Annotated in this window: 26 protein-coding genes and 1 riboswitch; of the genes, 19 read left to right on the forward strand and 7 right to left on the reverse strand. The window is 43.5% G+C overall.

Going from position 1 to position 26,166, the window contains the following annotated elements:
• Window positions 1-231: helix-turn-helix domain-containing protein (locus tag G519_RS0125435; protein ID WP_036633755.1), on the reverse strand; the 231-nt coding region annotated here is incomplete at its 3' end.
• A 227-nt stretch (window positions 232-458) separates the two neighbouring features.
• Window positions 459-539, forward strand: a riboswitch (cyclic di-GMP riboswitch).
• A 116-nt stretch (window positions 540-655) separates the two neighbouring features.
• On the opposite strand from G519_RS0125435, the gene G519_RS53680 reads away from it, so the two are divergent.
• From G519_RS53680 to G519_RS0125455, 4 genes are all read left to right on the forward strand, one after another.
• On the forward strand, window positions 656-739 hold the full coding sequence (locus G519_RS53680) for a putative holin-like toxin (RefSeq protein ID WP_367618672.1): 84 nt from the start codon (window positions 656-658) through the stop codon (window positions 737-739).
• Window positions 740-983: 244 nt separating this feature from the next.
• On the forward strand, window positions 984-1,949 hold the full coding sequence (locus G519_RS0125445; RefSeq protein WP_029197089.1) for a S8 family peptidase: 966 nt from the start codon (window positions 984-986) through the stop codon (window positions 1,947-1,949).
• Window positions 1,950-2,100: 151 nt separating this feature from the next.
• Window positions 2,101-2,265: a DUF4025 domain-containing protein gene (locus tag G519_RS0125450; RefSeq protein WP_161632957.1), complete on the forward strand. Its 165-nt coding sequence runs from the start codon at window positions 2,101-2,103 to the stop codon at window positions 2,263-2,265.
• An 86-nt stretch (window positions 2,266-2,351) separates the two neighbouring features.
• Window positions 2,352-3,038, forward strand: a complete 687-nt coding sequence (locus tag G519_RS0125455; protein ID WP_029197091.1) for a DUF7002 family protein — start codon at window positions 2,352-2,354, stop codon at window positions 3,036-3,038.
• 75 nt (window positions 3,039-3,113) lie between these two features.
• On the opposite strand, the gene G519_RS0125460 is transcribed toward G519_RS0125455, so the two are convergent.
• Entirely contained in the window at window positions 3,114-3,680 is a 567-nt protein-coding gene (locus tag G519_RS0125460; RefSeq protein ID WP_029197092.1) for a CGNR zinc finger domain-containing protein, read from the reverse strand.
• 155 nt (window positions 3,681-3,835) lie between these two features.
• On the opposite strand from G519_RS0125460, the gene G519_RS0125465 reads away from it, so the two are divergent.
• Window positions 3,836-4,333 (forward strand): DinB family protein, encoded by a 498-nt coding sequence (locus tag G519_RS0125465; protein ID WP_029197093.1) that lies wholly within the window; start codon window positions 3,836-3,838, stop codon window positions 4,331-4,333.
• Window positions 4,334-4,425: 92 nt separating this feature from the next.
• Here the strand turns inward: G519_RS0125465 and G519_RS0125470 are convergent, their stop codons facing one another.
• Window positions 4,426-5,682, reverse strand: a complete 1,257-nt coding sequence (locus G519_RS0125470; protein WP_029197094.1) for a sensor histidine kinase — start codon at window positions 5,680-5,682, stop codon at window positions 4,426-4,428.
• 225 nt (window positions 5,683-5,907) lie between these two features.
• Between G519_RS0125470 and G519_RS0125475 the strand changes: the two genes are divergently transcribed.
• From G519_RS0125475 to G519_RS53685, 4 genes are all read left to right on the forward strand, one after another.
• Window positions 5,908-7,620: a spore germination protein gene (locus G519_RS0125475; protein WP_036633757.1), complete on the forward strand. Its 1,713-nt coding sequence runs from the start codon at window positions 5,908-5,910 to the stop codon at window positions 7,618-7,620.
• Window positions 7,568-8,689: a GerAB/ArcD/ProY family transporter gene (locus tag G519_RS0125480; protein ID WP_029197096.1), complete on the forward strand. Its 1,122-nt coding sequence runs from the start codon at window positions 7,568-7,570 to the stop codon at window positions 8,687-8,689. The genes G519_RS0125475 and G519_RS0125480 overlap by 53 nt, the downstream gene beginning before the upstream one ends.
• Window positions 8,661-9,884: a Ger(x)C family spore germination protein gene (locus G519_RS0125485; RefSeq protein WP_029197097.1), complete on the forward strand. Its 1,224-nt coding sequence runs from the start codon at window positions 8,661-8,663 to the stop codon at window positions 9,882-9,884. Before G519_RS0125480 ends, G519_RS0125485 begins: the two co-directional genes overlap by 29 nt.
• Window positions 9,885-9,949: 65 nt before the next feature.
• Window positions 9,950-10,150, forward strand: a complete 201-nt coding sequence (locus G519_RS53685; RefSeq protein WP_029197098.1) for a CLC_0170 family protein — start codon at window positions 9,950-9,952, stop codon at window positions 10,148-10,150.
• A 93-nt stretch (window positions 10,151-10,243) separates the two neighbouring features.
• Here the strand turns inward: G519_RS53685 and fabF are convergent, their stop codons facing one another.
• On the reverse strand, window positions 10,244-11,479 hold the full coding sequence (fabF, locus tag G519_RS0125495; protein ID WP_029197099.1) for a beta-ketoacyl-ACP synthase II: 1,236 nt from the start codon (window positions 11,477-11,479) through the stop codon (window positions 10,244-10,246).
• A 117-nt stretch (window positions 11,480-11,596) separates the two neighbouring features.
• On the opposite strand from fabF, the gene G519_RS0125500 reads away from it, so the two are divergent.
• From G519_RS0125500 to G519_RS0125520, 5 genes are all read left to right on the forward strand, one after another.
• Window positions 11,597-12,439: a helix-turn-helix transcriptional regulator gene (locus tag G519_RS0125500; protein ID WP_029197100.1), complete on the forward strand. Its 843-nt coding sequence runs from the start codon at window positions 11,597-11,599 to the stop codon at window positions 12,437-12,439.
• Window positions 12,427-12,600, forward strand: coding sequence for a YdeI/OmpD-associated family protein (locus tag G519_RS53690; RefSeq protein ID WP_369073745.1), 174 nt, complete (start codon window positions 12,427-12,429; stop codon window positions 12,598-12,600). The genes G519_RS0125500 and G519_RS53690 overlap by 13 nt, the downstream gene beginning before the upstream one ends.
• Before the next feature lie 221 nt (window positions 12,601-12,821).
• Entirely contained in the window at window positions 12,822-13,877 is a 1,056-nt protein-coding gene (desA, locus tag G519_RS0125510; protein ID WP_029197101.1) for a Delta(5) desaturase DesA, read from the forward strand.
• 78 nt (window positions 13,878-13,955) lie between these two features.
• On the forward strand, window positions 13,956-15,092 hold the full coding sequence (locus tag G519_RS0125515) for a sensor histidine kinase (RefSeq protein WP_029197102.1): 1,137 nt from the start codon (window positions 13,956-13,958) through the stop codon (window positions 15,090-15,092).
• Complete coding sequence (locus G519_RS0125520; protein WP_029197103.1) at window positions 15,089-15,688, forward strand: response regulator transcription factor; 600 nt, start codon at window positions 15,089-15,091, stop codon at window positions 15,686-15,688. The genes G519_RS0125515 and G519_RS0125520 overlap by 4 nt, the downstream gene beginning before the upstream one ends.
• Before the next feature lie 138 nt (window positions 15,689-15,826).
• On the opposite strand, the gene G519_RS0125525 is transcribed toward G519_RS0125520, so the two are convergent.
• Window positions 15,827-16,369, reverse strand: a complete 543-nt coding sequence (locus tag G519_RS0125525) for an NADPH-dependent FMN reductase (RefSeq protein WP_029197104.1) — start codon at window positions 16,367-16,369, stop codon at window positions 15,827-15,829.
• Window positions 16,370-16,977: 608 nt separating this feature from the next.
• Between G519_RS0125525 and G519_RS0125535 the strand changes: the two genes are divergently transcribed.
• Window positions 16,978-17,319, forward strand: coding sequence for a zinc ribbon domain-containing protein YjdM (locus G519_RS0125535; RefSeq protein ID WP_029197106.1), 342 nt, complete (start codon window positions 16,978-16,980; stop codon window positions 17,317-17,319).
• 691 nt (window positions 17,320-18,010) lie between these two features.
• Complete coding sequence (locus G519_RS0125545; protein ID WP_029197107.1) at window positions 18,011-18,991, forward strand: aldo/keto reductase; 981 nt, start codon at window positions 18,011-18,013, stop codon at window positions 18,989-18,991.
• Window positions 18,992-19,067: 76 nt separating this feature from the next.
• Here G519_RS0125545 and G519_RS0125550 read toward each other — a convergent pair whose 3' ends face one another.
• Complete coding sequence (locus tag G519_RS0125550) at window positions 19,068-20,585, reverse strand: response regulator (RefSeq protein WP_029197108.1); 1,518 nt, start codon at window positions 20,583-20,585, stop codon at window positions 19,068-19,070.
• Window positions 20,582-22,318 carry a sensor histidine kinase gene (locus tag G519_RS0125555; RefSeq protein ID WP_244280220.1) on the reverse strand — a complete coding sequence of 579 codons (1,737 nt, stop codon included), beginning with the start codon at window positions 22,316-22,318 and terminating at the stop codon, window positions 20,582-20,584. Before G519_RS0125555 ends, G519_RS0125550 begins: the two co-directional genes overlap by 4 nt.
• A 174-nt stretch (window positions 22,319-22,492) precedes the next feature.
• Here G519_RS0125555 and G519_RS0125560 point away from each other — a divergent pair, with 174 nt between their 5' ends.
• The 3 genes from G519_RS0125560 (at window position 22,493) to G519_RS0125570 (ending at window position 26,147) form a co-directional block, all read left to right on the forward strand.
• Window positions 22,493-23,398, forward strand: coding sequence for an ABC transporter permease (locus G519_RS0125560; protein WP_029197110.1), 906 nt, complete (start codon window positions 22,493-22,495; stop codon window positions 23,396-23,398).
• Between the two features lie 12 nt (window positions 23,399-23,410).
• Window positions 23,411-24,346, forward strand: a complete 936-nt coding sequence (locus G519_RS0125565) for a carbohydrate ABC transporter permease (protein WP_051253682.1) — start codon at window positions 23,411-23,413, stop codon at window positions 24,344-24,346.
• 94 nt (window positions 24,347-24,440) lie between these two features.
• Window positions 24,441-26,147 (forward strand): ABC transporter substrate-binding protein, encoded by a 1,707-nt coding sequence (locus tag G519_RS0125570; protein WP_029197112.1) that lies wholly within the window; start codon window positions 24,441-24,443, stop codon window positions 26,145-26,147.
• Window positions 26,148-26,166 lie beyond the last annotated feature (19 nt).

The following is a 26,166-nucleotide window of genomic DNA, read 5'->3' on the forward strand; positions in this document are numbered from 1 at the left end:
CTCAGGGGCTCCAGTTGAATAATTCATTTGCAGTCCGGCTATTCCAGCCTCACGATAGGCACGCATATATTTATAGACGGTTCGTTCCGTTCTGCCGATGATCTCTGAAATCTCTAGAGCATTCTTACCTTTCAACTGCAGATAAATGGCTTGATACCTCTCAAACATGCGCCGATCTTTCTCTTTTTTCATCAAAGCTTCAATCTCTATAAATGCTTGTGTCGATTCCATATGTCCACCGTCGTTTTTAGATTTTGTATCTTTATTTCAACGGCATGGGAATGAATTCCTTTAGTTCAACTTATATAGTCAAATGACGATTTTCTGTGATCCGGTGCATTTCTTGATTAAGTTCGACAAATTTGTTATGTGCACGTACAATCCATAATGTGTCTAACTCCCTATATTCTTATATAAAAATAAGGCATATAATAGATTTACAGTATATAGAAGTCTACCCACGATAATGGCAAAACCGTTTAAAGGCGGTGACGCAAAGCTAGAGGGGCTAAGGGAAACTATGCCAGCCAGCTGTCAAATGAGGGTAGGCTTTTTCTGTCCAAAATGACTCTTTGTTGACGCTTTTGTTAGATACTAGGCCACCCGGATCTCCCTTTCGTCAGAAAGGAGGAGGGTAAAGGTGAAACCAGATGAAATGATAAAGTTGATTCTACAATTTGGGAGTTTCCTCTTGGCATTGTTAACTTTTATAGCCTTAATTATTGTTAGAATACACTAAAAAACCTACCCCTTCGCCGCTAAACGATCAGGTAGGTGTGTATGAACCATTAGCCCCAGGAGGTCCTAAAAGCCAATGTATCTAAAAAACAGGAGTGTTGGTAGCACTCTTGTTTTTTTTAGCAACTTACAACGATAAGTTAAAAATGTTCCCTCAAATAATAGCATAGAGATAACCCGTCGATCAACATCAAATTTGAATGAATCGAGCTTATTATTTTAATCCTAATTAGGAGGTAATTAAAATGGAGCGACAAGTGCATGTGATTCCGTTTCAAGTTCTTGAGAAGATTGAACAGGTCAATGAAATTCCAACAGGGGTGGAAATGATTCAAGCCCCCAAAATCTGGGATCAAACCAAAGGGAAGGGAATAACGGTTGCCATACTGGATACCGGCTGTGATATCACTCACCCTGATTTAAAAGAACGTATCGTCGGTGGTATTAATTTTACGAATGATGATGGCGGCAAGACGGATGCGTACATGGATTACAATGGTCATGGCACGCATGTTGCCGGGACAATCGCTGCGACCAAAAACAATAATGGTGTTGTCGGTGTAGCTCCTGAGGCTAATCTGCTTATTATTAAGGTTCTGGATAAACATGGTTCTGGTCAATATGATTGGATAATTAATGGCATTAACTTTGCGGTCGAACAAAAAGCGGATATCATCTCCATGTCCCTTGGCGGTCCAGAAAATCTGCCTGCGTTACACGAAGCCATTCAAAAAGCCGTAGCCGCTAACATTTTGGTGATTTGTGCAGCAGGTAATGAAGGCGATGGCGTTGATTCAACAGATGAGTTTGACTACCCTGGATGCTATAACGAAGTCATTAGTGTAGGTGCAATTGACTTGGAGAGGCACTCTTCCAATTTTTCTAATTCGAACAATGAAGTTGATCTAGTGGGCCCTGGAGAGAAAATTTTATCAACCTATTTAAATGGAACCTATGCGACATTAAGCGGGACCTCAATGGCTACTCCTCATGTAGCTGGAGCCATGGCGTTGATAAAAGTACTTGTGAATGCAAGCTTTGAGCGTAATCTCACAGAACGAGAGCTGTATGCTCAATTAATAAAAAGAACCGTACCCTTAGGGAATTCTCCAAAACTTGAAGGCAATGGGCTTGTCTATTTAAGTGTAATGGACGAGCTCTTTGAAGTATTTAATCCCAAATTCGTCGCAAAATTACTGAGCCATCTATGAGCTGCTGGGGAACTGAAAACCATTTATTGACTTTCCGCGTATAGCATAAATACTTGAATAGTTTCAGAACGAAAGAACAAACTAAATTGGATATAGAAGGTAAATGACTTTGACGCAAAGTAAGCAGTTAAGAAAAATGGAGGTGAGTGCTGTGAAAAAGGATAAAGATTCTTATGACAAAAAATTAGAAGGCAATTCACTTACGCAAGAACAAATGTCAGATGTGTATGCAGCGGGGACGAGTGATGGCATACACCAGCTTGCAGAGGGGAAAGTCAAAATAACGGACGAACCTTCTGATTCCGGGCAAAAATAACATGAAGCCTTGACCGTTAACCGGTTAAGGCTTCTAATTCGTAAAAGACGGGGCTAACATCATAGAGAAGTTAGAGGAGCAAAACAATGAAAGATGCTGTTGTAACTACAATTACAAAAGCAAAAGGCAGAAAGCACTTATTCCATTTTACTAGGGTAAGGAATTTACCGGCTATTGCTCATTTCGATCAGCTATTAGCCAGTTATAAAATATCTCCCGTCTTCACGGGTGATCGTCGTTTAAAGCCCGAGAAAGTAAGCTATCATGAATATTCGATAACTCTAAATGCTCATCTGAGGATAGCTAACAGCATGATCGATACGTCAACCACACAGGAACAATTTCGGGCATGTTTGGACAGGCACGTGTTTTTTTGGCCTACCTTAAGGGATTGTAAGAAAATGATGGACACTTATGCACGAAGAGAACCGGATGAAGAATTTGCTGTTTTGGAATTTGACGCGCACGCATTGTTATCCGATCATTATTCTACAGTAAAGCTATCTAAATACGATTCAGGTAGCTCGCCGCGATTTCCTACTCGTTGTTCCTATAAGAAAAGCTTGGATATGTTTCTGCCTTTGGACGAATTCAAGATCGTATGGAATAACTTAGTTCCTACCAAGGCGTCTGAAATACGAGAGATATTAATTGAAGGTCAAGTTAACAGAGTGTCTACGTATTTGAAAACCGTTTATGTCAATAAAAGTGAAGATGTACCTGAAAGCTGGAGGATGTTGACGCATCCCCTATCAGAATTGAGTGCAAGATGATACCCGAGAACATGAGGATTCAGCAAGCCGTTACTTACACCAATCATTAAACTTTCAGAAAAAAAGCAATTGTCGTTAATGATCATGTTTGGGCAAGTCGGCAGCTGCTTTTTGACGTGCTCGGAATCGTCGTACTTTCATTAAGTTACCGCACAGCTTGTCATCACAGTATCTTTTAGAGCGGTTGCGAGTATCGTCATAATAAACCCATAAGCAGTTAGGATTGTCGCAAATGCGTATCCGAGATGGTTCACCCTCAGCTATTATTTGTGCCATAGAGGATGCAATCTCAGCCTGGATATGGGACCATTGATGGCCAATTGGATACAAATTCAATTGATAATGTTCACTATTTCTTGCAAGTTGTCGAATAACGGCCCCGTCAGCCATGACTTTGTTGAGGGCTTCTATATCTTCCTCACTTGGCGAGGAATGGTTTACGAAGTCTGTTACTATCCGATGGAGAAGCGTTCTTAACTGCTTCAGGGCATTTAATTCGCTAGGCGAGGGACGATGGTTAACGGAAAGCTGGTGATTCTCAACCCACTGATCCAACCATTCCGGTTGATCAAGGCGATCATCGATGGCTCCGTCTCCACGCCAATCATGATGTAAGCTATTCAAGAAATCATCCCAAAGCATAGAAGGTAACTCCGCTCTTTTTTTAAAATATTGTAACACCTTAAACTTAATTTTACTAGTTACTTGACCTCCATAATATTCCATGTTAAATTACATGTGTAACTTGTTAAATGTGTTTAAGTCGTTACAAGTGTGAGTTCTAAGGAGGATATGAAATGAACAAAGTCGAGCTGCTGCTTCACGGATGGGATAGCTGTTATGAGAAGGAAGACTGGTATCCGCCACTTACGGATGCATTGAAAGAACTGTCTGCAGAGCAAGCCAATTGGCGGCCTGCGGGTGAACACGTCAACACGATCTGGGAAAATGTCCATCATCTAATTTTTTATAAAGAACGATTATTGAAAAGAATGACGGGTGAAGAATCCGACTATCCTGAGGATTTGACCAATGACGATACGTTCGCCGTGCAGTCCATGTCGACTAAGGATTGGCAAGAAACCTTGAGCCGTTTGCAATCCGTTCATCAAGGAATTCGTGATCACATCGCACGCTGGGAAGAGGGGGAATTCGAACACATTTACCCTAATCGAACTCTATCCGTTGGCCGATGGGTGAATAGCCTCATCCTGCATGACGCTTATCACACGGGTCAGATCATGTTCATTCGCAAGCTGCAGGGAACTTGGCCATCTCGTCGTTTTTTTGATTAGTGTAGATTGGAAATAAAAAAGACACCTTCTCAGGTGTCTTTTTTATTTATCTCGATGTATATCCAACTTACATTGAATCTTAAAGCGAATATTCAGTTGGTTAAAGGCAGCGAGATCACGAATTCTGTTCCTTTTCCTAATGTACTTCGAACATGGATAGCTCCGTTCATCGAACGGATTAATTGATAGGATAAGGTTAGTCCTACTCCTGTACCTTTGCTTTTCGTTGAAAAATAAATGGTGCCAAGCCGCTCTAGCTGCTCATTACTCATGCCAACCCCGTTATCGTGTATGGTTATCTTTGCACTGATCCGGGATTCGGGGGCCATGCGAATGATGACTTTTCCTTTCGAGATACAAGAGCAAGCCTCGATGGCATTTTTTATAAAGTTAATGAGAAGTTGTTTGATTTCATTAGGATTCGCAGAGATATAAAGTTGTTGCCCTTCATTGTGGACCTCTAATGCGACGTTATTCATGTTAGCATATGGTGTCATGATATCTATTACGGAGTTCAATTGTGGCACAAGATCCATTTGTTCATAAATTGGCGTACTAGGTTTAGCTATGGATAAGTATTCGGAAAGAATGACTTCTGTCCGCTTCATTTCTTCCACACAAATATCAATATAATAGTTGGTCTTTTCTTTCGAGATCGCCTCATTACGAATTAATTTCAAGAAGCCCATTACGGCTGTTAGTGGGTTGCGTACTTCATGGGCAAGGGAGGCGGCAACGTGAGCGATGGTTTCAACTTTTTCGTTTTGGAGATATTTATGGAATAGCTGCTTATCCGAAACAGCCTTATTGAAAAGGGAAATCAGTAACCAAATACCCAAGGAATTTTGTATGGGCAAAGCTAGGAAATTAAAAGTTAAATGCTCAACTACATATTTAGGTTCAATTACAAACAAAACACAAATAGGGATTACGGAAAAGCTTAAACCAGCTAGGAAAGTTATCAATTTTCGGTACTTGGCGCGTCGGCGATAAAGGATGGATAACAGGACCGATAAGTTGAATGTAATGACTAGAATAATCATCGCTGAAAATAGACCTTTACCGCCTATCAGAATGCGGTACGATAAAAATTCAACAAGCAGTATAAGTCCAGTAGTCATGCCGCCGAACACCATTCCGAAAAACATGATCACGTAACGAATGTCAAAAATGATTCCGTTCAGTACGCTAGAATGGAAGGTCATGGACATAAATAGGCAAATCATACACGTAATAGTGATAAACTGTTTGGAATAATTTGCTGTTTTATTACGATAGTAGATGTTATATAGAACAAAGGGAACTAGGGCGAACAGTAGTTGCAGCAGAACTTCTTTGATATAGAGCATAGTACTCCCTTCGCCATTCCGGAGATAAATTACCATACAGTTATTCGATATATCTGTGGAAACTTCCTCTTTGGAGTTAAGCTAGGAAAGGCGCTTTAGAACAGATTACCGATATCAATGTATATTATTGGGAAAATGGATAAAAATACGGAGAACGAAATGAATGGGAATCAAGAAGACTACAACATCTGGAACTGTTTTCAAGGAGGCGATGTTAACGTGGCTATGTGGCAATGGTATAGACGCAGGTCTACAAGAGTATCTCAAAGCCAGCAACCTCGCATGATTCCGCCAAAGGAGCCGCCTGCCCATCAGGTTTTGGATGAAAATGAAGAAAGGAAAATCACTCCACTTCTTGAAGAGACGATTTCATTTATGAATAAGATACTTGGTGAAAATGACGATTTCGTTATGCACCGGTTTCGTATATTTGATCAGTACCCGGCTGTACTCTTGTATTTCTCAGACTTAATTGAGAAGCAGTATTTGAACGAGCATATTTTAAAACCGCTGATGTTATCGTCACCTAACAAGCAGGGGAAAGCGAAGGTAAGCCGGCCCTTAAAGGATGTATTATTTGGAGATACATTGTATGCCTGTGAAGGGAGATCGGAAAAACATTTAGAAGAGTTGATCCAAGCCATTGTACAAGGAGAAACGGTTCTTGTCGTGGAAGGGTTAGACGAAGCGCTGCTATTCAGCACACGAAATGTGGACAAGCGGTCGATTACTCAACCTGAAACGGAGCAGGTCATCCGCGGAGCACGGGAAGGATTCATCGAAATGTTGGGTACGAACCTTTCGCTGCTTCGCTATCGCCTCCCGACACCAGATCTACGTGTAAAAACGATTCGGATAGGGCGTGTAACCAAATCTAAAGTGGCTGTCTGTTACGTTGATGGGATTGTCAATCCCCAACTTGTTGAAGAGGTGTTCAGACGGCTAGCGTTGATAGATATAGATGGCATTCTTGATGTTGGATACTTGGAACAGTTTATTGAGGACAACCATCTATCCCCGTTCCCGCAGATTCAAAATACGGAACGCCCGGATAAAGCTGTTGCCAATCTACTAGAGGGCAGGGTTATCCTGTTGGTTGACGGTTCCCCCTTTGCCCTTATATTGCCGACTGTGTTCAGTCAGTTTTACCAAACGGTTGAAGATTACTCGGAACGATTTCTACTGGTCAGCTTTATTCGGCTAGCACGACTCGTAGCCCTTGTTTTCTCCTTGATATTCCCCTCGTTATATGTAGCCTTGATTTCGTTTAATCCGGAGCTCATCCCAACAGAGTTTGCCGTGGCTGTTGCGGGAGGGAGAGCCGGAGTGCCTTTTCCATCTCTTATTGAAGTTCTGATTATGGAGATTTCCATGGAGGTGCTGAGGGAAGCGACTCTGCGTCTGCCGCAGCAGGTTGGGGGAGCGCTATCCATTGTTGGTGTGCTAGTCGTCGGACAGGCCGCGGTTGCTGCTGGATTCATTAGTCCGATTACGGTCGTCATCATCGCTTTAACAACGATCGGTTCTTTTGCCACACCGGCGTACAACGCAGCGCTGGCGTTAAGGATGCTGCGCTTTCCACTTGTGATTTTGGCTGGTATGTTTGGCTTGTACGGCGTGATGATCGGGCTCATCCTGATCGCCAACCATATGCTCTCATTAAAATCGTTCGGGGTGCCTTACTTGAGTCCGATTGTCCCAGGGAATTTCCAAGGGATGAAGGATACTATAGCAAGGCTGCCGCTCTGGTCCATGCCAAAGAGACCGGCACTCTTGCATACGCCGAATGATACTCGTCTGGGAATGAAAACGAAAGAAATGAAGCATCCGCCAAGCAATACTTTAGATCCATTGAAAGTAGGGAATTTAAGGAGGGACATAGAAGATGGAGTATCCTCGTCAAGTGACGGTAATTCAAGCAGCGATAATTCTAATTAGCACGATTATTGGAGTTGGTGTTTTAGCACTATCGCTTTTTGCTGTCAGAGCTGCCGAATCTGGGGCTCCACTCGTAACCGTATTAGGTATCCTAATCGGCTTAATAGGACTTTGGATAATTACCTTACTCGGCATGCGCTACCCGACTAAATCGATTATTGAATATAGCGAGGAATTGATAGGCAAATGGACTGCTCGGGTGTTTAGTGTCCTGATCATCGCTTTTTTTTCTCAGCTTACAGCACTGGCTTCGCGAGAATTCGGGGAAGTCGTTGTCACTTCCGTTTTATCGAAAACGCCTCTAGAAGTGACTGTTATTGTGATGCTGTTGTTAGCAGCCCTCTCTTCGCGTTCTGACATGACCACTTTTACTTATTTCCATCATTTTTATTTCCCGCTCATTGTGTTTCCTCTAGTATTGATCGTGGTTCTCTCACTAAAAAATGCGCAGTTGGTTAATTTATTGCCGGTATGGGGAAATGAACATCATGGATGGGTAGCGGGAACGCTTACTATGGCTGCCTTGTTTCAGGGATCCTTTGTCATGACCATTGTGATTCCTGTTATGCGTAGGCCGGAGCGAGCGATGATTGCAAGCTTTATCGGAATGTTGATTTCAGGTGGACTTTACTTACTCATCGTAGTTGCTACGGTTGGCGTATTTGGAGCCGAGGAAATTAAAAATTTAGTATGGCCCACCTTGGAATTAGCAAAAACCACGTCGCTGCCAGCTAATATCCTAGAGCGGTTGGATGGTGCCTTTCTAGCTGTTTGGGTTACAGCGGTGTTCACGACATTATTGTCGTCCTATTATTTAGCCATCCACTTTTTAAGCCAACTGTTACGGCTGCGCGATCATAAAATGTTTTCATTTTTTCTCATTCCGTTCATTTATGTCATTGCCATGTTTCCCCAAAACCTGCTTCAGATGTATGGCATTATTCAAATTGTTGGTCGTTGGGGACTGGTCATCACGGTCTTCTATCCATTGGTTTTACTGGTCGTAGACCTCATTCGCAAGAAAAAGAAGGAGAGTCGGGGTGATCAACGTGTGGCGAAAACGGATTAACCGGTTTCTTGTTTTTCTATTCCTTTTACCAATGCTTACGGGATGCTGGGATCGTTTAGAAATCGAAGATCGAGCCGTTGTTTTAGCCATTGCCATCGATGAAGCCAAACCGCAAGAAGCGAATGAAAGCAGCAATGCCACACAAATCCTTAAAGATCCAAAATCGAAAAAAGGATTAATACGAATCACCGTACAAATTGCCGTTCCGGGACGCATTCCTTTGGGTACAGGTGGTACCGGAGGTGGTCCGTCTGGGCAGAATCCAGTCTGGGTGCTGAGCAGCGTTGGGAGTACCATCAACGATTCCTTGATGAATCTGCAGCAGCAATTGGCAGATCGCTTATTCTTCGGTCATTTGCGTGTCATCGTCGTGTCCGAAGTGATGGCAAGGAAGGGGATCGAAAATGAGAAAGATTTCTTCCGTCGTCAGCCCCAGGTAAGAAGAACAGTTTGGATGGTTGTGTCCAAAGGGAAAGCTTCTGATATCATGAGAGCCACTCCCCAATTGGAGCGAGTTCCCACTTTATATCTTGTGGCTACGCTTGATCATGCCAAGGAAATGGGCAAACTTCCCAATAATTTCTTAGGTGTTTTCTATAGCGCTAGCTCTGCTAAAGGACAGGAAGGGTCTCTCCCTTACCTGGATTTGAAGAAAGAATCTAACATTGAAATCGCCGGATTGGCTTATTTTAAAGGTGATAAAATGGAGGGAATCACGACACCACTACAAATCGGTCACTTTATGGCAATGAAGCAAATCAATCCTGGAGGATATAGCGTCATCACACATATACCAGGATCAGAAACCTCTGTCATATTTCAATCTACCAATCGGAAAGCGAAAATTACTACGGAGATCATAAACGGTAAAATTCATGCCAAAGTTGTGAGTCAAGTAGAAGGAGATTTACGGGAGAAATCGGATGAAAATTTGACGATAACGAAGGAAACCATTAAAAAATTAGAACAATCCATAGAAAAGGACGGGAAAATAGGTTTCGAAAAATTAATTCACCAGACCCAAAAGGACGGTTGCGACATCTTCGGTTTCGGGGAAGACGTGCGTGCTTATCATCCTTCCTATTGGAATAGGGAAATTAAAAGTAAGCAGAAGTGGGAAGAAATGTACCGTGACATGTCCGTTGAGGTAAACTTACAAATCAATATCCGACGAATTGGCACGAAAACCAAATAATGCGTTAAAGCTTGGTTCCATGCTATGAGTTTACGACCGCGGCTCAGGTGAGAAGGGGTTGGACAATGATTACATTTAATTATTACACGGTTTTGTTATTACTAATTTCTGGGATCTTCATTTTATGTTTCGATGTTAGAATCTATGTGAAGTCTAATATGATCAAAGAAAAAAAAGGTGCCCTTATTACAGGGTGGCTCAGTATAGCCCTCGCTTTCATTGCATTTTGCAGCTACTATATTTATGAGAAATGGTTCTGGAATTAGACTTCCTGAACCATTCATAGAATAAACCTAATCCATACAGCTTTGCTGAACGGATTAGGTTTATTTGGTTAGAGAGTAGAAGGAAGGGATCGATTATTCATATTTTTTGAAAATGAGGACGGCGTTATGCCCGCCAAATCCGAATGAGCTGGACAAGCCATATCGAAGTTCAGCTCGTCTTGCAACGAGTGGAACATAATCAAGATCGCACTGAGGATCTGGATGTTCAAGATTAATGGTCGGAGGGATGAGGCCGTCCTGCAAGGTTTTGATCAGTGCGACGGCTTCTACACCGCCAGCTGCGCCGAGCATATGGCCGAGCATAGACTTGTTTGCGCTGATCGGCACATCATACGCACCGCGGCCAAGCAGCCGCTTGATGGCCAGCGTCTCGGAGAGATCGCCAGCGATCGTGCTCGTCGCGTGCGCGTTGATCGTGTCGATCTCCGCTGCGGCGATCCCGGCGTCGGTGACCGCTTCGCGCATGGCTCTGTAAGCCCCCGAGCCTTCAGGATCGGTCGCCACGATGTGGTAGGCGTCCGAGGTGGATCCATAGCCGACGAGCTCGGCATGGATCCGCGCCCCCCGGCGCTCGGCATGCTCGAGCGACTCCAGCACGAGCACGCCGGCGCCTTCGGCGGCGACGAAGCCGTCCCGCTCCGCGTCGAACGGGCGGCTAGCCTGCTCCGGCGCGTCACAGCGCGTCGACAGCGCCGTCGCATTGCCGAAGCCCGCCAGCGCGAGGTCGGTGACCGTCGCTTCGGCGCCGCCGGCAATGACGGCGTCTGCGCCTCCGCGCTGGATAAGCTTGAAAGCTTCGCCAATGGCGTTATTTCCTGTGGCGCAAGCGGTCACTGGAGCTAACGATGGCCCCTTGGCGCCGAACAAGATACTGACTTGAGCCGCCGCCATATTGGCGATCATCATAGGGACAACGGTCGGACTTACACGGCCTGGACCGCGGGTCAGTAGCGTCCGATAATTGTCCAGAATCGTCTGAATGCCGCCAATTCCTGAGCCAATATAGACACCGATTCGTTCTTCATTCGTGGAATCAATGACGAATGCTGCATCATCAAGAGCCTGCTTGGCCGCGGCAACTGCAAATTGGCAGTATCGATCCATCCGGCGTACGTCTCGCCGACCAACGGCTGCTTCTGCATCGAAATGGCGAACCACACCAGCGAAGTTGGTTTTATAGTCTGTTACATCCATATGATCTATTTTGCTAATACCTGATTTACCATCCGTAAGATTCCCCCAGAACATATCCACCTGATTCCCAATTGGTGTAATGACACCCATACCCGTAACAACTACACGTTTCATTTGAAATTCCTCCTAATCATTTGCTTACCCTTAGATTGTCACACTCTTTATCCTATTACAAGTTATGGTTTATACTGGTATAATAGCTTCTATGATAAATGCGTAGGAGGATGTGGCGTGAATACAAAGGAACGGTTGCAGGCGTTGTCCGAATTTTTAACAACTCATCGTGCCAGAATTAAACCCAGTGACGCTGGAGTACTTGGCGGGAGTCGTAGACGAACACCTGGCTTACGTAGAGAAGAAGTGGCGGCAATTGCCGGTGTCAGTACGACCTGGTACACCTGGTTAGAGCAGGGAAGAGATATCAAAATGTCCGTGCAAGTGCTGGACAGTATCGCATTGGCTTTGCAGCTTAATGAGGATGAGCGGCAGTATCTCTTCATGCTGGCACTTGCGCAGCCGGCGCCGACCACATTTGTAGATAAGATACCATCGGTCAGCCCCGCGTTAAGTAGAATCCTGACAGAGCTACACGATTGTCCCACCATTATTTCAGATCGCCGATGTAATATTGTTGGATGGAACCAAGCTGCCGCAGCCATATTCCTAGATTTTGCGATGATTCCTGAAGAGCAAAGAAACATGATATGGCTGCTTTTTACACGGAAAGAATTGAAAGCTCTGGCTGTCAATTGGCATGATTTTGTAAAGGGATTCTTGGCGATGTTTCGATCTTATTATGGGCAATATGTAGGTGATAACTGGTACAGTGAGTTTATTGAGCAGATGAGTAAGCAGAGCCAGGATTTTAAAACTTTTTGGAACCAAAGTGATGTGAGTTCAGCGCCTGAAGTGTTCATTGAATTTAGGCATGCCAAAGTGGGAAAGATGCTGTTCGATTTGACCACGCTTCAAGTACAAGGGCGCACCGATTTAAGATGCAGTGTGTATACCCCTTCTCCTGGTTCGGATACCGATTCGAAAGTCAGACTTTTAATGAGTAAATTAGAAGATTAGGGAGAGGGAACGATGAAGCTCGTCATTACTTTGAACAAATGTCTTATTCCAGTCGTAAGGAATACTGTGATTGGATTGAAAGCGCTAAGAAAGCTGTAACAAGGGTCGCCCGCATAGAGAAGGCAGTAGATAAGCTATCGGCGGGTCAACGTCTAAAGTAAGGATGTCGTAAGTTCATCAATCCATATGAAAAGTGCTGCTATTTTCGTTATTTATGGAGTAGCGGCACTTTTTTTGATGTTTGGACATGACATTTGTCATACTTCCTACTTGACGTTTATGACTACAACAAATTGAAAGCGATATCTATAATGAAGATAGGATATTGCGACTTACGTTCGACAACATGACCAGCTTCAACTACCCGAGGAGGAACTAAACAATGACCCAATCTACGTTATCCCATTTAAAAAAACAGGTTGCCCCTTATGAAAAATCAAATACGAAGGCAAGTGTTAAACAGCTGCTCAACACCTTAGGACCTTTATTGCTGCTGTGGTATGCTGCATATCTAAGCCTTTCGGTATCTTATTGGATAACGCTGCCGATTACGTTCATTGCTTCCGGGTTTGTTATACGGACTTTTATCATTTTCCATGATTGCTGTCATCAATCGTTCTTCAAAAGCCGCCGAGCTAACGAAATCATCGGTACGATAACGGGTATTCTTACGCTTTTTCCGTACCAACAATGGAAGAACAGTCATTCGATTCATCATGCAACGAGCAGTAACCTTGAGAAACGCGGCACAGGTGATATGTGGGTTCTAACGGTCGACGAATATGCAGCCTCTCCTTTATTGCGCAGAATTGCCTATCGATTATATCGAAATCCATTTATTATGTTTGGACTTGGCCCTATCTTTTTATTCCTATTTACGAACCGTTTTAATACAAAAGGTGCGAAGCGTAAGGAAAGAATCAGTACTTACATGACAAATGCTTCAATCATCGGTTTATATGCATTTATGTGCTCCGCAATTGGATGGCAGTCGTTTGTTATGATTCAAGTTCCGCTTGTTTTCGTAGCCGGTTTGCTGGGAATTTGGCTGTTCTATGTACAGCATCAGTTTGAGGATTCCTACTTTGAGAACGAAGATGAGTGGAGTTATGTGAAAGCCGCGGTAGATGGAAGCTCTTATTATAAGCTGCCTAAGCTTTTGCAATGGATTACTGGAAATATTGGTTTTCATCATGTGCATCATTTGAGTCCGAAAGTGCCAAATTATAACTTGGAGAAGGCGCATAATGCAACTCCTCCGCTGCAAAAAGCAACGACGATTACTATTAGCACGAGTCTGCAATCGTTACGTTTCCGTCTTTGGGACGAGCAGAACAAAACGTTTGTCGGTTATAAAAATAAAAAACAATTGTTACCTGACCAAGATAAGCAGGATTCTTTGGGGAACAACTTAAAAGTCCGTAAATCGGTCATATAAGGAAAATAATCTTGTCCGCATATGTTTATGTTAAAATAGAATGAAATCAACGGCGAAGAAAAAGAGGGTAAAGGGACCATGCAAAAGTGGCATCAAATTTTTCACAAAAAAACAGGTCTTAGTCCTTATGTATGGGTAGTCTTTTACATCCTCCCGTTTTATTTCATATTTCGTTCTTCCGCCACGTACCAGATAGTATTAGGCACCAGCATGATTATTGTATTCTTTATTTGCTACGTGCTTTCATTTGTCTCAAAAGGCTGGCTTATGTACTTCTGGTCGAGTGTACAAATTCTGATATCAGTCACCATGACCTTGCTGTTTAGTTATGTTTATTTCTCGCTGTTTTTAGCATTTTTTATAGGCAATATTCAAAATCGAGCTGGATTTATTACGTTGTACACCATTCATCTAGTCAGTACAATTGTAACGATCAACTATGGATTTGTATCCCAAAACCCTGTTTATATTCAGCAGCTGCCGTTCGTCATTATTAATGTGATTGGGGTAATTCTCTTACCAGTCACCACATACAACCGTAACAGAAGTGATAAACTTCAGGGACAGCTAGAGGATGCAAATAAGCGGATTTCTGAGCTGGTAAAGCTGGAAGAACGTCAGAGAATCGCCCGCGACTTACACGATACACTTGGTCAGAAGCTCTCATTAATTGGTTTAAAGAGCGATTTGGCGGGAAAATTAATTAGCAAAAACCCGACGCAAGCACAAATTGAAATCAATGATGTCCGGCAGACGGCTAGAAGTGCATTGAAGGAAGTTCGAGAAATGGTTACATCCATGCGAGGTACTAGACTCGAAGATGAGATGTTTCGCGTTAAGCAGATTTTGAAAGCAGCTGAGATCGACCTCATTTTGGAGGGGGACCCTCAATTAACGAACACCTCCTTGATGAACGAGAATGTGGTGAGTATGTGCTTAAAGGAAGCCATTACCAATATTATTAAACATAGCAGCGCATCAACTTGTTCGATCTCCATTGAGCCAACACAAACCGATTTGATAATCAAGGTGGGGGACAATGGGGTCGGCATGGCCAAAGAATCTGTTGTTTTACTTGGAAATGGACTGCGCGGCATGAAAGAGCGGCTTGAATTTGTGAACGGATGCATGGAAATCGTTTCAAATCAAGGGACGACGATCGTCATAAAAGTACCGAATGCCTTCAAACCACCGGAAAGGGAGGCGGGGATATGATTCGAATTGTAATTGCTGAAGACCAACGAATGCTGCTTGGCGCACTAGCTTCCTTGCTGGATTTGGAAGAAGATATGCAGGTCGTTGGTACAGCAAGCAATGGCGAGGATGCTGTGAGGCTGGTTCATCTTCATAAGCCAGATATTTGTATCATGGACATTGAGATGCCGGTCAAGAGCGGATTAGACGCGGCTGAGGAACTCAAAGGGTTTGGCTGCAAGGTGATGATACTGACTACGTTTGCTCGTTCCGGATATTTTGAAAGGGCAGTGAAGGCAGGCGCCAACGGTTATTTGTTGAAAGATAGCCCGAGTGAAGAGCTCGCTACTTCGATTCGCAGTATCATGGCCGGCCGGCGCATTTATGCCTCAGAGTTAGTGGATGATGCTTATGGGGAAGAAAATCCATTGACCGAGCGGGAAAAGGAAGTGCTGATCCTTATCGCCGACGGTAAGAATACGAAGGAAATCGCCGACCAAATGTATATAACAACGGGAACCGTCCGCAACTACATTTCCGTAATCCTTGATAAACTCAATGTAAGCAATCGTATTGAGGCTATTATGCGTTTTAAAGAAAAGGGATGGTTCAAGTAGCACATACGGCTAAAGAGGGGCTGTCTCATAAGTGTTCGCATGATAGAGAATGTCCCAAATATTACACAAAAGAACCTCCAGTTCCACTAACAAAGTGGGAGATGGAGGTTCTTTATATAATATGTAGGCGAATCTTACTTATGAAGAAGCCTTTACAAGACTTTCAAGCAGGGATCTTAAACCTGCCTCGGTTAAAGCATCCGTAAGGACGCCCTCTTTATTAAGTTTTAAGTTAATGTGGGGGATCATCATGGTTCCACCTTCAGCAATTTTGGCATTGATCATGTTCAGCGTTAGCAGAATTGAATCATGTGCCTTGTCACCGCCCATAGGAGTAGGAGATGCGGTGACGACCGCTGTCGGTTTATTCATAAACTGACCTGATGATACTAACCAGTCCAGTGCATTTTTCAAAACCCCAGGTACTCCGTTCCCATACTCGGGTGTGCATATAAGAACGGCATCCGCTTCGTTAAGTTGTGTGCGCAGATCTAGGACTGTTTCTGGTCCGTCATCGACGTCAAGATCAGGGTTGAAATGCGGTAGATCACCCAAACCGTTATAAATAGTAAAGTTTATATTTTCGCGGGCTAAACCGATAATCTCGTGCATAAGTGCAGTATTAGATGACTTTTGACGTAGACTTCCCGAAATAGCTAACACTTTAATTATTTTCTCCATCTGAAATCATCTCATTTCTTTGCTTGTTTCGTTTATCTTACCTTGTGCACGAAGCAAAAGTAAAATATTACAAATAAAAAGAGCAGCTGCTGCCGCAGTCTGCCCGTTTATGAAGTATCATTTTAGCTAATTTGGAGAAACTATTTTATCTTTATTAAACTTCGTTGAAGCACCGTATCGCCTTCTTGCGGCGTAAAGGGTGCATTTGTAACACCAGTTACATTCGTTACTAATTTGCGATCATGAAGCTGTGTAATGAGAACTTCATACTTAAACTTTACCTTTGACACATCTGCAAACAAGAAAACCGATTTATGGGGCGCGACTGTTACCGTACAATTTTTTCTGTTGCAAGGACTCACCTTCAAGGGAATCGCTGAACCAGTGGACCAGTCAAACACTTGTACCGTTACCCTGCGCGAGCACTTTTTATTAATTAAAGTTAACGACATCAACAAGGGCAAACTTCGTTCTAGTTGGTCTCCGCAAAATACCAGTTGAGAATGTCACTCGCTTTGCAATCATCCTATCACTTCTCCAGAAGGGTTGTTAATATGAGCAGACTATGGCAGTATATAAGCATATAACGAATGGGGGAAATGAGATTCATGTTAGATTTGCCGAATTGCCCGAAATGTCATTCAACGTACACCTACGAAGATGCGAGTCTATTGATTTGTCCAGAATGCGCGCATGAGTGGACGTTAGAATCGGAAACGGAAGATCGTGACGATAATAAAGTTGTTAAAGATGCCAATGGAAATGTTTTAAACGACGGTGATATGGTAACTGTCATCAAGGACCTTAAAGTAAAAGGAAGTTCTTCCGTTATAAAAATAGGCACTAAAGTTAAAAATATACGTTTAGTTGATGGGGATCATGATATTGATTGCAAAATTGATGATTTCGGAGCCATGAAATTAAAGTCCGAATTTGTTAAAAAAGTATAAGGTTGAAAGTCGCGCTAGTCGCGGCTTTTTACATTACAGAAAGTATAAGTTTCGAGGTAGAGCTTAAGGGTAGCCCCTTTCTAAGGTGGCCATTCAAAAACTTCTGCAATTGTGCAAAGTCGGCTGTCGATTCATTGTGGACAAACGCTAACGAACTCAGAAAACGTTATGAAGCCCAAAAGCGGGCTTTTGATAGTCTAACGAATCGAGAAAACGCTATTGCAGGAAAGACAGCCCCAAATCACGCTTTTTCGCTAACGTAACGAGGCTGCGATTCGTTAGCCATTCGAGTATGCGCATGATGAGGACAATTGCGTGTGCACGATTCGTTAGCTCTGCGACAGCTTCCAAAATCGGTCTGCAGAGAAAAGAAGATGATCATGGAGAAAGTGGATATGGGCGGTTGGAGTCCTATAATCCACTTCCCTCCCCAAGCTCAAACATATGGATTAGCACACAAAGGACCTGAGGCAAAGCCTCAGGTCTTTCTTTAGTTTTCAAGCTATTATATTATCAAAATAGTACTAACATTTAGGTAAGTATATTACCCAAAGCCAACTTTGTTAAAGAAAAGTGCGTACTTCTGAAACATCCCAGATTCAAGTATTATAAGAATGGAGATATGAAAAAATAGATATCACTTCACGATGGAAACGAGCTTTGCTCTATTAAACTACTGGAGGAGATAATGATGAAATATTCTTACTTAGGTCGTTCGGGCTTAAAAGTCAGTAAATTGTGTCTTGGAACCATGAACTTCGGTGTAGATACAGAGGAAAAAGAAGCTTTTCAAATTATGGACGCTGCTTTAGATGCTGGAATTAACTTTTTTGATACGGCTAATATATATGGTTGGGGAGAAAATGCTGGGCGTACGGAGGAAATTATAGGTCGCTGGTTCGCACAAGGCGGCGGTCGCAGAGAGAAAACGGTCCTAGCTACGAAGTTCTATGGAGACATGCACGATGTGAACGACGGACCTAACCGGGAAGGCGGGCTCTCCGCTTACAAGCTTCGTCGTCACTTAGATGCGTCGTTACGCCGCTTACAAACGGATCATATTGAGCTTTATCAAATGCACCATGTGGATCGCAACGTATCTTGGGATGAGCTTTGGGAAGCTTTCCAAGTTCCGGTGTATCAAGGGAAGATCGGCTATGTTGGATCTAGTAACTTTGCAGGTCGTGATTTGGTGAAAGCGCAATATGAAGCCAAAGCTCGTCATCTTATTGGTCTGGTGTCCGAGCAGCACAAATACAGCTTGCTATGCAGGCTGCCTGAACTTGAAGTACTGCCAGCGGCACAGGAACTTGGAATTGGTGTAATCGCATGGAGCCCGCTTGATGGCGGACTGCTAGGCGGTAATGCCTTGAAGCCGATTGAGGGCTCTAAGCGAGCGAGTAACCCTGAGAGAGTAGAGAAGTTTCGTGCACAGCTGGAGGCTTTCGCGTCTTTAAGCAAGGAACTTGGTGAGAGTGAAGCGAATGTAGCCTTGGCATGGACGCTAGCTCACCCAGCTATGACAGCGCCGATTATTGGGCCGCGTACGCTAGAACAATTTCAAAATACACTGCGTGTTGTTGATATTGAACTGGATGAATCAACGCTGCAGAAACTTGATGAAATCTTTCCGGGTCCTGGTGGATCAGCTCCAAAGGCCTATGCTTGGTAAAAAGGATAGGAAAAAAGCCGCGTTATTTTTCGCGGCTTTTTTTCATTCGAAAAGGAAAGAAGCCTGAGGAAATTCATCACGATGAAATGCCAAGCCTGTATTGCCCAGGGGTGATGTTTTCGAATTTTTTAAACACTTTGAAAAAATGTCGCGGATTTTCGTAGCCTACAAGCTCAGCAATGGTGTTGATCGGCCAATCCGGATTCTCTTGCATGATTCGCTTGGCTTTGGCAAGGCGGAACGTATGCAAGTAGTGGAGGAAGGTTAGTCCCATCTCTTTACGAAACAACATGCTGATGTAATTGGGATGCATTTGCACATGATCCGCAACGGCATCGAGCGATAAATCCAGCTTGTAATTTTGTTCCACGAAGGCGACGATTTTATCGATTGCCTGTATGTTAGGCTGCTGGCGATCGGTACTGCGTGCATAGCGAATTAGCTGCGCGATGATCTCTGAGACACTGATATTCTCAAGGGGGGGGTTGCCAGGCGAAAACAGTTTGGTTGCCGCATGTTCACCCCAAATTACTTCAGGTGTTAGGCCAACACTCTGCAAGTAGACACTTACACAGATAAGAAACTGCTCACGCAGCTTGTTATTGCAATCCGCATGGCCGGAGAAATGCGGCAGTATGGACTGAATGTCCTTCTCGATCTGCTCAATCGATATCTGTTGACCAAGTGAATGTTCAATATAATTCACTAGTTGGTCATAATCATTATGCAGGGTTTCCGACTCTGGTCTATATAGGGTCAAATTGCAATTGGAAAAGTAACGATTGAATAACATCGCGGCCATCGCTTCAATGTACAGATCACGTAAGTTCTCATTATCGTTCTTCCTCACACTGACTCCGATGCAATATCCGTTGCCCTGTATCCTCTTCAGTTCGAACAGCTCGCCGCATGAACGCTTTAACTCTTCGTCTGTGGGTACAATGACACCGTTCGCAATGAGCACAGTTTGTCGTAAGAAACGGGACTGGACAGTGTACGTATTCTTGCAAACTTGCTCTAGTAGGATACGTATACCTTCCAGACGTTCGTCCGTCAAAAGGGGAACATCCTCGTATGCCTGGAAGACAATGATCGTCGTATATGGATCGGGAAGCAGGGAGTGCAACTGCTCAGGCTTTATCGGAATGTCCTCTATTGGCGTATTGTATAGGATATGTTCCTTAAGCAGGAGTAGGTCATGCTCGATAGATTGCTGCTGTTCCTCCCGAATCGTTTGCTCAACTTTCGTGAGTACAGTGAGTAGTTCTTCTTTATTAATCGGCTTCAGCAAATAATCGATGACTTGATAGCGCAGAGCTTGTCTAGCATAGGCGAAATCGCCATAACCAGTTAAAATAACGAAACGGCTGCAGAGGTTCAGCATTTGTATTTCTTTAATAAGAGCGAGTCCGTCCATTTCCGGCATATGAATATCCGTAAGGATCAAATCGGGCTGAAAATAGGCTAACTTTTGCAGGGCATCAAAGCCGTCGGCAGCGCCGACGATCTCAATAAACGGAGTATTCGCTTTCTGGATCATGCGGATAATCCCGTTTAAAATGATAGGCTCATCATCAACAACCATCAACTTCATTGTGCTGCCCCCTTAGCTAACTTGAGTATACATGTCGTCCCCACGTTTAGCTTACTCTCCAATTGAATGCCCGAACGTTCGCCAAAAAACATTTTCACCCGTTCGTTTACATTGAAAATACCGAGACCCCCGCCATCCGTCTGCAAATGATGGACATCCATTTTACCGTTTAAGACGCCTTGGATGATTACAAGCCTTTCTTCTTCAATGCCTGCACCAGAATCCTCAACGGAAATGAACATGAACGCTGAATCTTCCCAAATGCGGATCGAAAGAGAGCCTTGTTTTCTTACATTTGCAATCCCGTGAACAATGCTGTTTTCAATGATGGGCTGCAGCATATAGTGGGGGCAATGAAAGTTGTCGATATCAGCATCAATATCGAAAGATACTTGCAGCCGATCTGCCAGTCGAATTTGCTGGATTTTGATATAATCTTGTACATTTTCAACTTCTTCTCTAAGCGAAGTCTCGCTTTTCGTTCCCGACAAGCTGTATCGAAATAATTTGCCAAGTGTATAAGACATCTCAGCTGCTTCTGGGTCATCGTTCGTTTCCGCGATCATTCGAATCGATTCGAGAGTATTGTACAGGAAGTGAGGCTTGATCTGCGCCTGCATCATAAGATAGGCGGATTCCTTCCGCAGCATTTCCGAACGGTGTACGGTATTTACCAGCTCATCCATGCGCCTGATCATCGCATTATAAGCGGAGGTCAGATGCCCGACCTCATCCTTATTAATTTCCCCGTGATAGAGCGGGAAATGATTTTCGTCAACCTGACGCATATGTTTGGAAAGCTTCAAAATGCGCTTTGTAATGGAGCTTGCGATCAGGTAGTAAATACCGGATAGCAGTAATAAAAGGATGGACACGGTTAGTACGAGCACGTACTTATTTTTTTTGATGCCAATAAAGACGTCGTCCACTTGCTCAATCATTATAAACTGTAATTTAAGGCTTTCAGCATAAAACGATTCAATAAGCATTTTATTTCCGTTAACCTGTTGATAGGAGAATTTAGCGTTCGATTGGAAGACATCGGCAAATAAGGCCTGTTCGGAATCCTGAGATAAAGGGATCTTTTTCACAAGTGAAATGACTTGGTGATCCTGATCAAGCACATATAAATTGCTTTTGTTGTTTAAATTTAGCGATTCTAATAAAGGTTTAATTAATTTCGAAGTTACTTTAATATCGAGCAGACCGATATCCTGTTCAAAATTCCGATTTCCGATTTTATGGACAAAATGTAGGTTAATGTCTGGATTCGCCCCATTGTTTATCGTAATCCATTTCCCAACACCCAGCGGGAGCTTCTTGATGCTCTCGTCTAGTTTGGACTCGTCCATCTTGGCCATTTCGGGCCGAAAAACCATACCGTTTTGCTGTTCCATGTAGATGGTCATGCCGTCGATCAGTCGATTGGATGACAAAATGTAAGAAAACAAGGGTCTGATGTAGGTCAAAAAATTGGATACTTGCTCGAAATCGGTCCGATAGTTCCCACTTAAATAAGCAATGGTATTCGAATTATTTTGAAATAGCTGATAAGCGGATTCGATCTGCACCGTGCTTACGTTTAAGTTGTTAAGCACCTGATTAACAATTTTCTGCCTGCCTTGCGCGTACTCGTCGAGAAAACTATTGTAGTTCTGGTTATACAGAAACAGGCCGAACGAAATAATCGGAATAAAGATGATGACGATATAGCCAATCGCCATTTTTTTCACAATCGACAAGTTTTGAAAGTTAATCGTTGGCTTCGTTATGACTCAGATCACCACCTTATGAACGGACACTACTGCTTAAGAATGATCACTATAAATATAATTCTAGCTCCTATATCATAGATCCTGTAAGCGCTTAATAATTACTTAAACGTAAATGCGGTGAGGGGGAGTATCATGAGTATAGCACTTAGAATGGTAAAGAAGAACTGGCAACTCTATCTGATTATCTTGCCGTCACTCGTGTATTTGATTATTTTTAAATACGTACCTATGGCAGGCGTGCAGATCGCTTTTAAAAATTATATGGTTACCAAAGGCATCTGGGGAAGCGACTGGATTGGTATTAAGCACTTTGTAGACTTTTTCCATCTACCCATTTTTTGGAGGGTTATTAAGAACACATCGCTGCTTAGCCTTTACTCGCTTCTTATAGGGTTTCCGGCGCCAATTATACTCGCACTTGCTTTGAACGAGTTGAGAAACGGAATTTTCAAGCGGGCCGTACAGCTGGTCACGTTCGCGCCGTACTTCATTTCAACCGTCATCATGGTTTCGATTATTATGCTGTTCCTTTCCCCGCAGCTTGGCTTTGTTCATCTCTTAGCAGATAAGTTCGGATTCCCAGCTGAGAATATCATGTCAAAACCGGAGTATTTCAAAACCGTGTATGTACTTTCCGACGTGTGGCAGTTCACGGGATATGCCTCAGTCATTTACATTGCCGCTCTGGCAGGGGTTGATCCGCATTTGTATGAGGCTGCCAAAGTGGATGGTGCGTCTAGATTTCAACGGATGGTTCATATCGATTTGCCAAGTCTAATGCCGACAGCCGTCATCTTGCTCATTCTGAATGCAGGGCAAATCATGAATGTTGGATTCGAGAAGGTTTATCTGATGCAAAATGCGATTAATGTTGGAGCGTCTGAGGTTATTTCCACCTATGTTTACAAAATGGGCTTAGTCGGAGCGAATTTCAGTTTCTCCGCAGCAGTCGGACTATTTAATTCTATCGTTAATTTGCTGCTGCTCATTGTGGTCAACTATGTGGCGAGAAAAAATTCGGAGACGAGCTTGTGGTAGGAGGAAGAGAACATGGTAAATCCCGATCAGACTTTGACGCTAGAAGTGCGAAAGGCACCTACCCGCATTCTTGAAAACAGTGTGGACAGAATTTATTTGTTCTTTGTCTATTTGTTTTTGATCCTATGCTTGATTATTGTAGCTTATCCGCTCATCTATATTGTTAGTTCATCCTTCAGTTCGTCATCAGCCGTCATCTCAGGTAAGGTTTGGCTGTTCCCGGTTGAACCTACACTTCGCGGCTATCAAGCTGTATTTCAAAATCCGCAAATCTTGACGGGGTACGGGAACTCTTTGTTCTATCTCTTCTTCGGAACCCTGCTTAGTGTCTCGCTAACGATAACGGCTGCGTATCCGCTTTCCCGAAAAAACTTTTATGGACGCAACGTCATTACGGCACTATTCGTTTTTACGATGCTGTTCAGTGGGGGATTAATTCCTTATTATTTGACTGTGAAGGGGATGGGCTTGCTCGATACGAGATGGGCGATGATTATTCCAGGTGCGATTTCAGTATGGCAAGTTATTCTAGCGAGGACTTTTTTCCAGACATCGATACCTTCGGAACTAACGGAGGCCGCACATTTGGACGGATGCAGCGACTTCAAGTTTTTGTTTCGAATCGTGATTCCGCTTTCCAAGCCCATCATCGCCGTTCTAGTGCTAATGTACGCCATCGGCTATTGGAATTCCTATTTTGAAGCTTTGATTTTTTTGAAATCGGCTAATCTGTATCCGCTGCAGCTCATTTTAAGGAACATTCTGATTCTGAATTCAATCGATCCTACGATGATTAAAGATGTTAGAGAACTTGCGGAAAGACAAGGTTTGAAGGAGCTGCTTAAATATTCGCTGATCGTCGTCGCAAGCGCACCTGTTCTTATTCTGTATCCTTTTGTGCAAAGACATTTTGTGAAGGGGTTATTGATTGGTTCTCTGAAAGGTTGAATCTTACTTATTGAGAGGAGGGATGCGAGGCACGAACAGATCAGGTTTGCCCCCGAGGATTGATTGGCTATGAAAAACAAGGAGGGTTTTGAATATGGTAAGTAGAGGAACCAGAAAAACATGGCAATCAGTGGTCCTGATTTTATTCATCACTTTGCTTGTAATCGGCTGTACGTCCAAAAGCGATGAGCCGAAGGATAGCGCTAGCCCTAATGGGGGTGGAAGCGCAACCGGGGGAGCGAACGTTAATGCTACAGGCTTTCCCATTGCTAAAAATAAAATTACGATGAGTGCTTTCGCGCCGCAATCGGCAAATATTGCAGATTTGAATACAAATTGGTTTACCAAGTATTTGGAAGATAAGACGAATATTCATTTGAACTGGCAGCTTGTGCCGGGAGAGTCAGCGGCCTTGAAGGAGAAGAAGCAGCTGCTGCTTGCCAGCGGCGACTATCCTGATATTTTCATGTCAGGGGATCTAACGAAAGAGGAGCAACTGCTGTATGGTCAACAAGGTGTTCTTCTCCCGTTAAACAAGTTGATCGATCAATATGCACCGAACATTAAGAAGGCGTTCAAAGACATTTCGTATTTGGAAAAAGCGATCACTGCACCGGATGGAAATATCTATGCGATTCCTTCTGTGAACGAATGCTATCACTGCCAGTTTTCCGCTAAAATGTGGGTGAACACCAAATGGTTGCAAAAGCTCGGCCTTAGCGCGCCGAAGACGACTGACGATTTCTACAACATGTTGAAAGCGTTTAAAGAAAAGGATCCGAATGGCAACGGCAAGGCTGATGAAATAGCGCTAACGGGTTCGCCGACCGGTTGGCACACGGATGTTGAAACGTTCATTATGAATGCGTTCGTCTATTATAATCCGGATAACAACTATTTCATGATGAATGGAGGGAAGCTTGCAACGTCGGTTGATCAACCTGGCTTTAAAAAAGGTTTGCAATTTTTGAATAAACTATATGCGGAAGGCTTGATCGATAAGGAAGCTTTTACGCAAAAATCCGATGCGCTTTCCCAAAAAGGGAATAGTCCTGATACGGCGATTGCCGGTGCTATTCCGGCAGGCTGGTTCGGCGAATTCACGGATGCGTCGCCAAAGGCAACACGCCACAAAGACTATGATCCGATCGCGCCGCTTACAGGACCGGACGGAGCCTCGTTCACAGCACACTTCATCGGAATCGGAAACTCGGTGTTTGCTGTGACGAATAAAAATAAGAATCCAGAAGCGGCAATTCGTCTAGCCGATTATCTATACTCAGAAGAGGGCACGACTATGTCCAACTCTGGGGAAGAAGGCCGTAATTGGGTGAAAGCGGATGCTAACGATAAAAACACACGAGGCACTGCAGCCAAGTTCAAGGTGAAGGAAACGTCTTACGGCGTAGGTCAAGTGCAGAACGACCATTGGAATCAAATGGGACCGAACCTTCGCTCAGCCGAATATCGCGAAACTTCGTATGCAGCCAGTCAAGACATTTATACGATGGATGGCTTGGAAACGCGTTTATACAAAGCGACGAAAGAATTGTATGAAGGACATCAACCGAAAGAAGAGTTCCCGACGGATATCTTCTTGTCCAATGATCAGGCTAATCAAGTGAAGCAGCTGAAGCCGATCATTACAGACTATGTCAAACAGTCCATGCTGCAGTTTATCATGGGAGCCAAAAGCATCGACAAAGACTGGGATGCTTACTTGAAAGGTCTTAAAGATTCCGGCATGGATCAATTCATCAAAATCTATCAGGATGCCTATGATAAAGTGTATAAAAAATAAGTAAATGATGAATTTGCAA

The organism is Paenibacillus alginolyticus DSM 5050 = NBRC 15375 (assembly GCF_000422905.1).
Lineage (GTDB): Bacteria > Bacillota > Bacilli > Paenibacillales > NBRC-103111 > Paenibacillus_E > Paenibacillus_E alginolyticus.

Bases quoted from the DNA above. Each gene is read 5' to 3' on its own strand.
- G519_RS53680 (WP_367618672.1), top strand. From the start codon at position 656: ATGATAAAGTTGATTCTACAATTTGGGAGTTTCCTCTTGGCATTGTTA.
- G519_RS0125445 (WP_029197089.1), top strand. From the start codon at position 984: ATGGAGCGACAAGTGCATGTGATTCCGTTTCAAGTTCTTGAGAAGATT.
- G519_RS0125455 (WP_029197091.1), top strand. From the start codon at position 2,352: ATGAAAGATGCTGTTGTAACTACAATTACAAAAGCAAAAGGCAGAAAG.
- G519_RS0125460 (WP_029197092.1), bottom strand. From the start codon at position 3,680: ATGCTTTGGGATGATTTCTTGAATAGCTTACATCATGATTGGCGTGGA.
- G519_RS0125465 (WP_029197093.1), top strand. From the start codon at position 3,836: ATGAACAAAGTCGAGCTGCTGCTTCACGGATGGGATAGCTGTTATGAG.
- G519_RS0125470 (WP_029197094.1), bottom strand. From the start codon at position 5,682: ATGCTCTATATCAAAGAAGTTCTGCTGCAACTACTGTTCGCCCTAGTT.
- G519_RS0125475 (WP_036633757.1), top strand. From the start codon at position 5,908: ATGTGGCAATGGTATAGACGCAGGTCTACAAGAGTATCTCAAAGCCAG.
- G519_RS0125480 (WP_029197096.1), top strand. From the start codon at position 7,568: ATGGAGTATCCTCGTCAAGTGACGGTAATTCAAGCAGCGATAATTCTA.
- G519_RS53685 (WP_029197098.1), top strand. From the start codon at position 9,950: ATGATTACATTTAATTATTACACGGTTTTGTTATTACTAATTTCTGGG.
- fabF (WP_029197099.1), bottom strand. From the start codon at position 11,479: ATGAAACGTGTAGTTGTTACGGGTATGGGTGTCATTACACCAATTGGG.
- desA (WP_029197101.1), top strand. From the start codon at position 12,822: ATGACCCAATCTACGTTATCCCATTTAAAAAAACAGGTTGCCCCTTAT.
- G519_RS0125515 (WP_029197102.1), top strand. From the start codon at position 13,956: ATGCAAAAGTGGCATCAAATTTTTCACAAAAAAACAGGTCTTAGTCCT.
- G519_RS0125520 (WP_029197103.1), top strand. From the start codon at position 15,089: ATGATTCGAATTGTAATTGCTGAAGACCAACGAATGCTGCTTGGCGCA.
- G519_RS0125525 (WP_029197104.1), bottom strand. From the start codon at position 16,369: ATGGAGAAAATAATTAAAGTGTTAGCTATTTCGGGAAGTCTACGTCAA.
- G519_RS0125535 (WP_029197106.1), top strand. From the start codon at position 16,978: ATGTTAGATTTGCCGAATTGCCCGAAATGTCATTCAACGTACACCTAC.
- G519_RS0125545 (WP_029197107.1), top strand. From the start codon at position 18,011: ATGAAATATTCTTACTTAGGTCGTTCGGGCTTAAAAGTCAGTAAATTG.
- G519_RS0125550 (WP_029197108.1), bottom strand. From the start codon at position 20,585: ATGAAGTTGATGGTTGTTGATGATGAGCCTATCATTTTAAACGGGATT.
- G519_RS0125560 (WP_029197110.1), top strand. From the start codon at position 22,493: ATGAGTATAGCACTTAGAATGGTAAAGAAGAACTGGCAACTCTATCTG.
- G519_RS0125565 (WP_051253682.1), top strand. From the start codon at position 23,411: ATGGTAAATCCCGATCAGACTTTGACGCTAGAAGTGCGAAAGGCACCT.
- G519_RS0125570 (WP_029197112.1), top strand. From the start codon at position 24,441: ATGGTAAGTAGAGGAACCAGAAAAACATGGCAATCAGTGGTCCTGATT.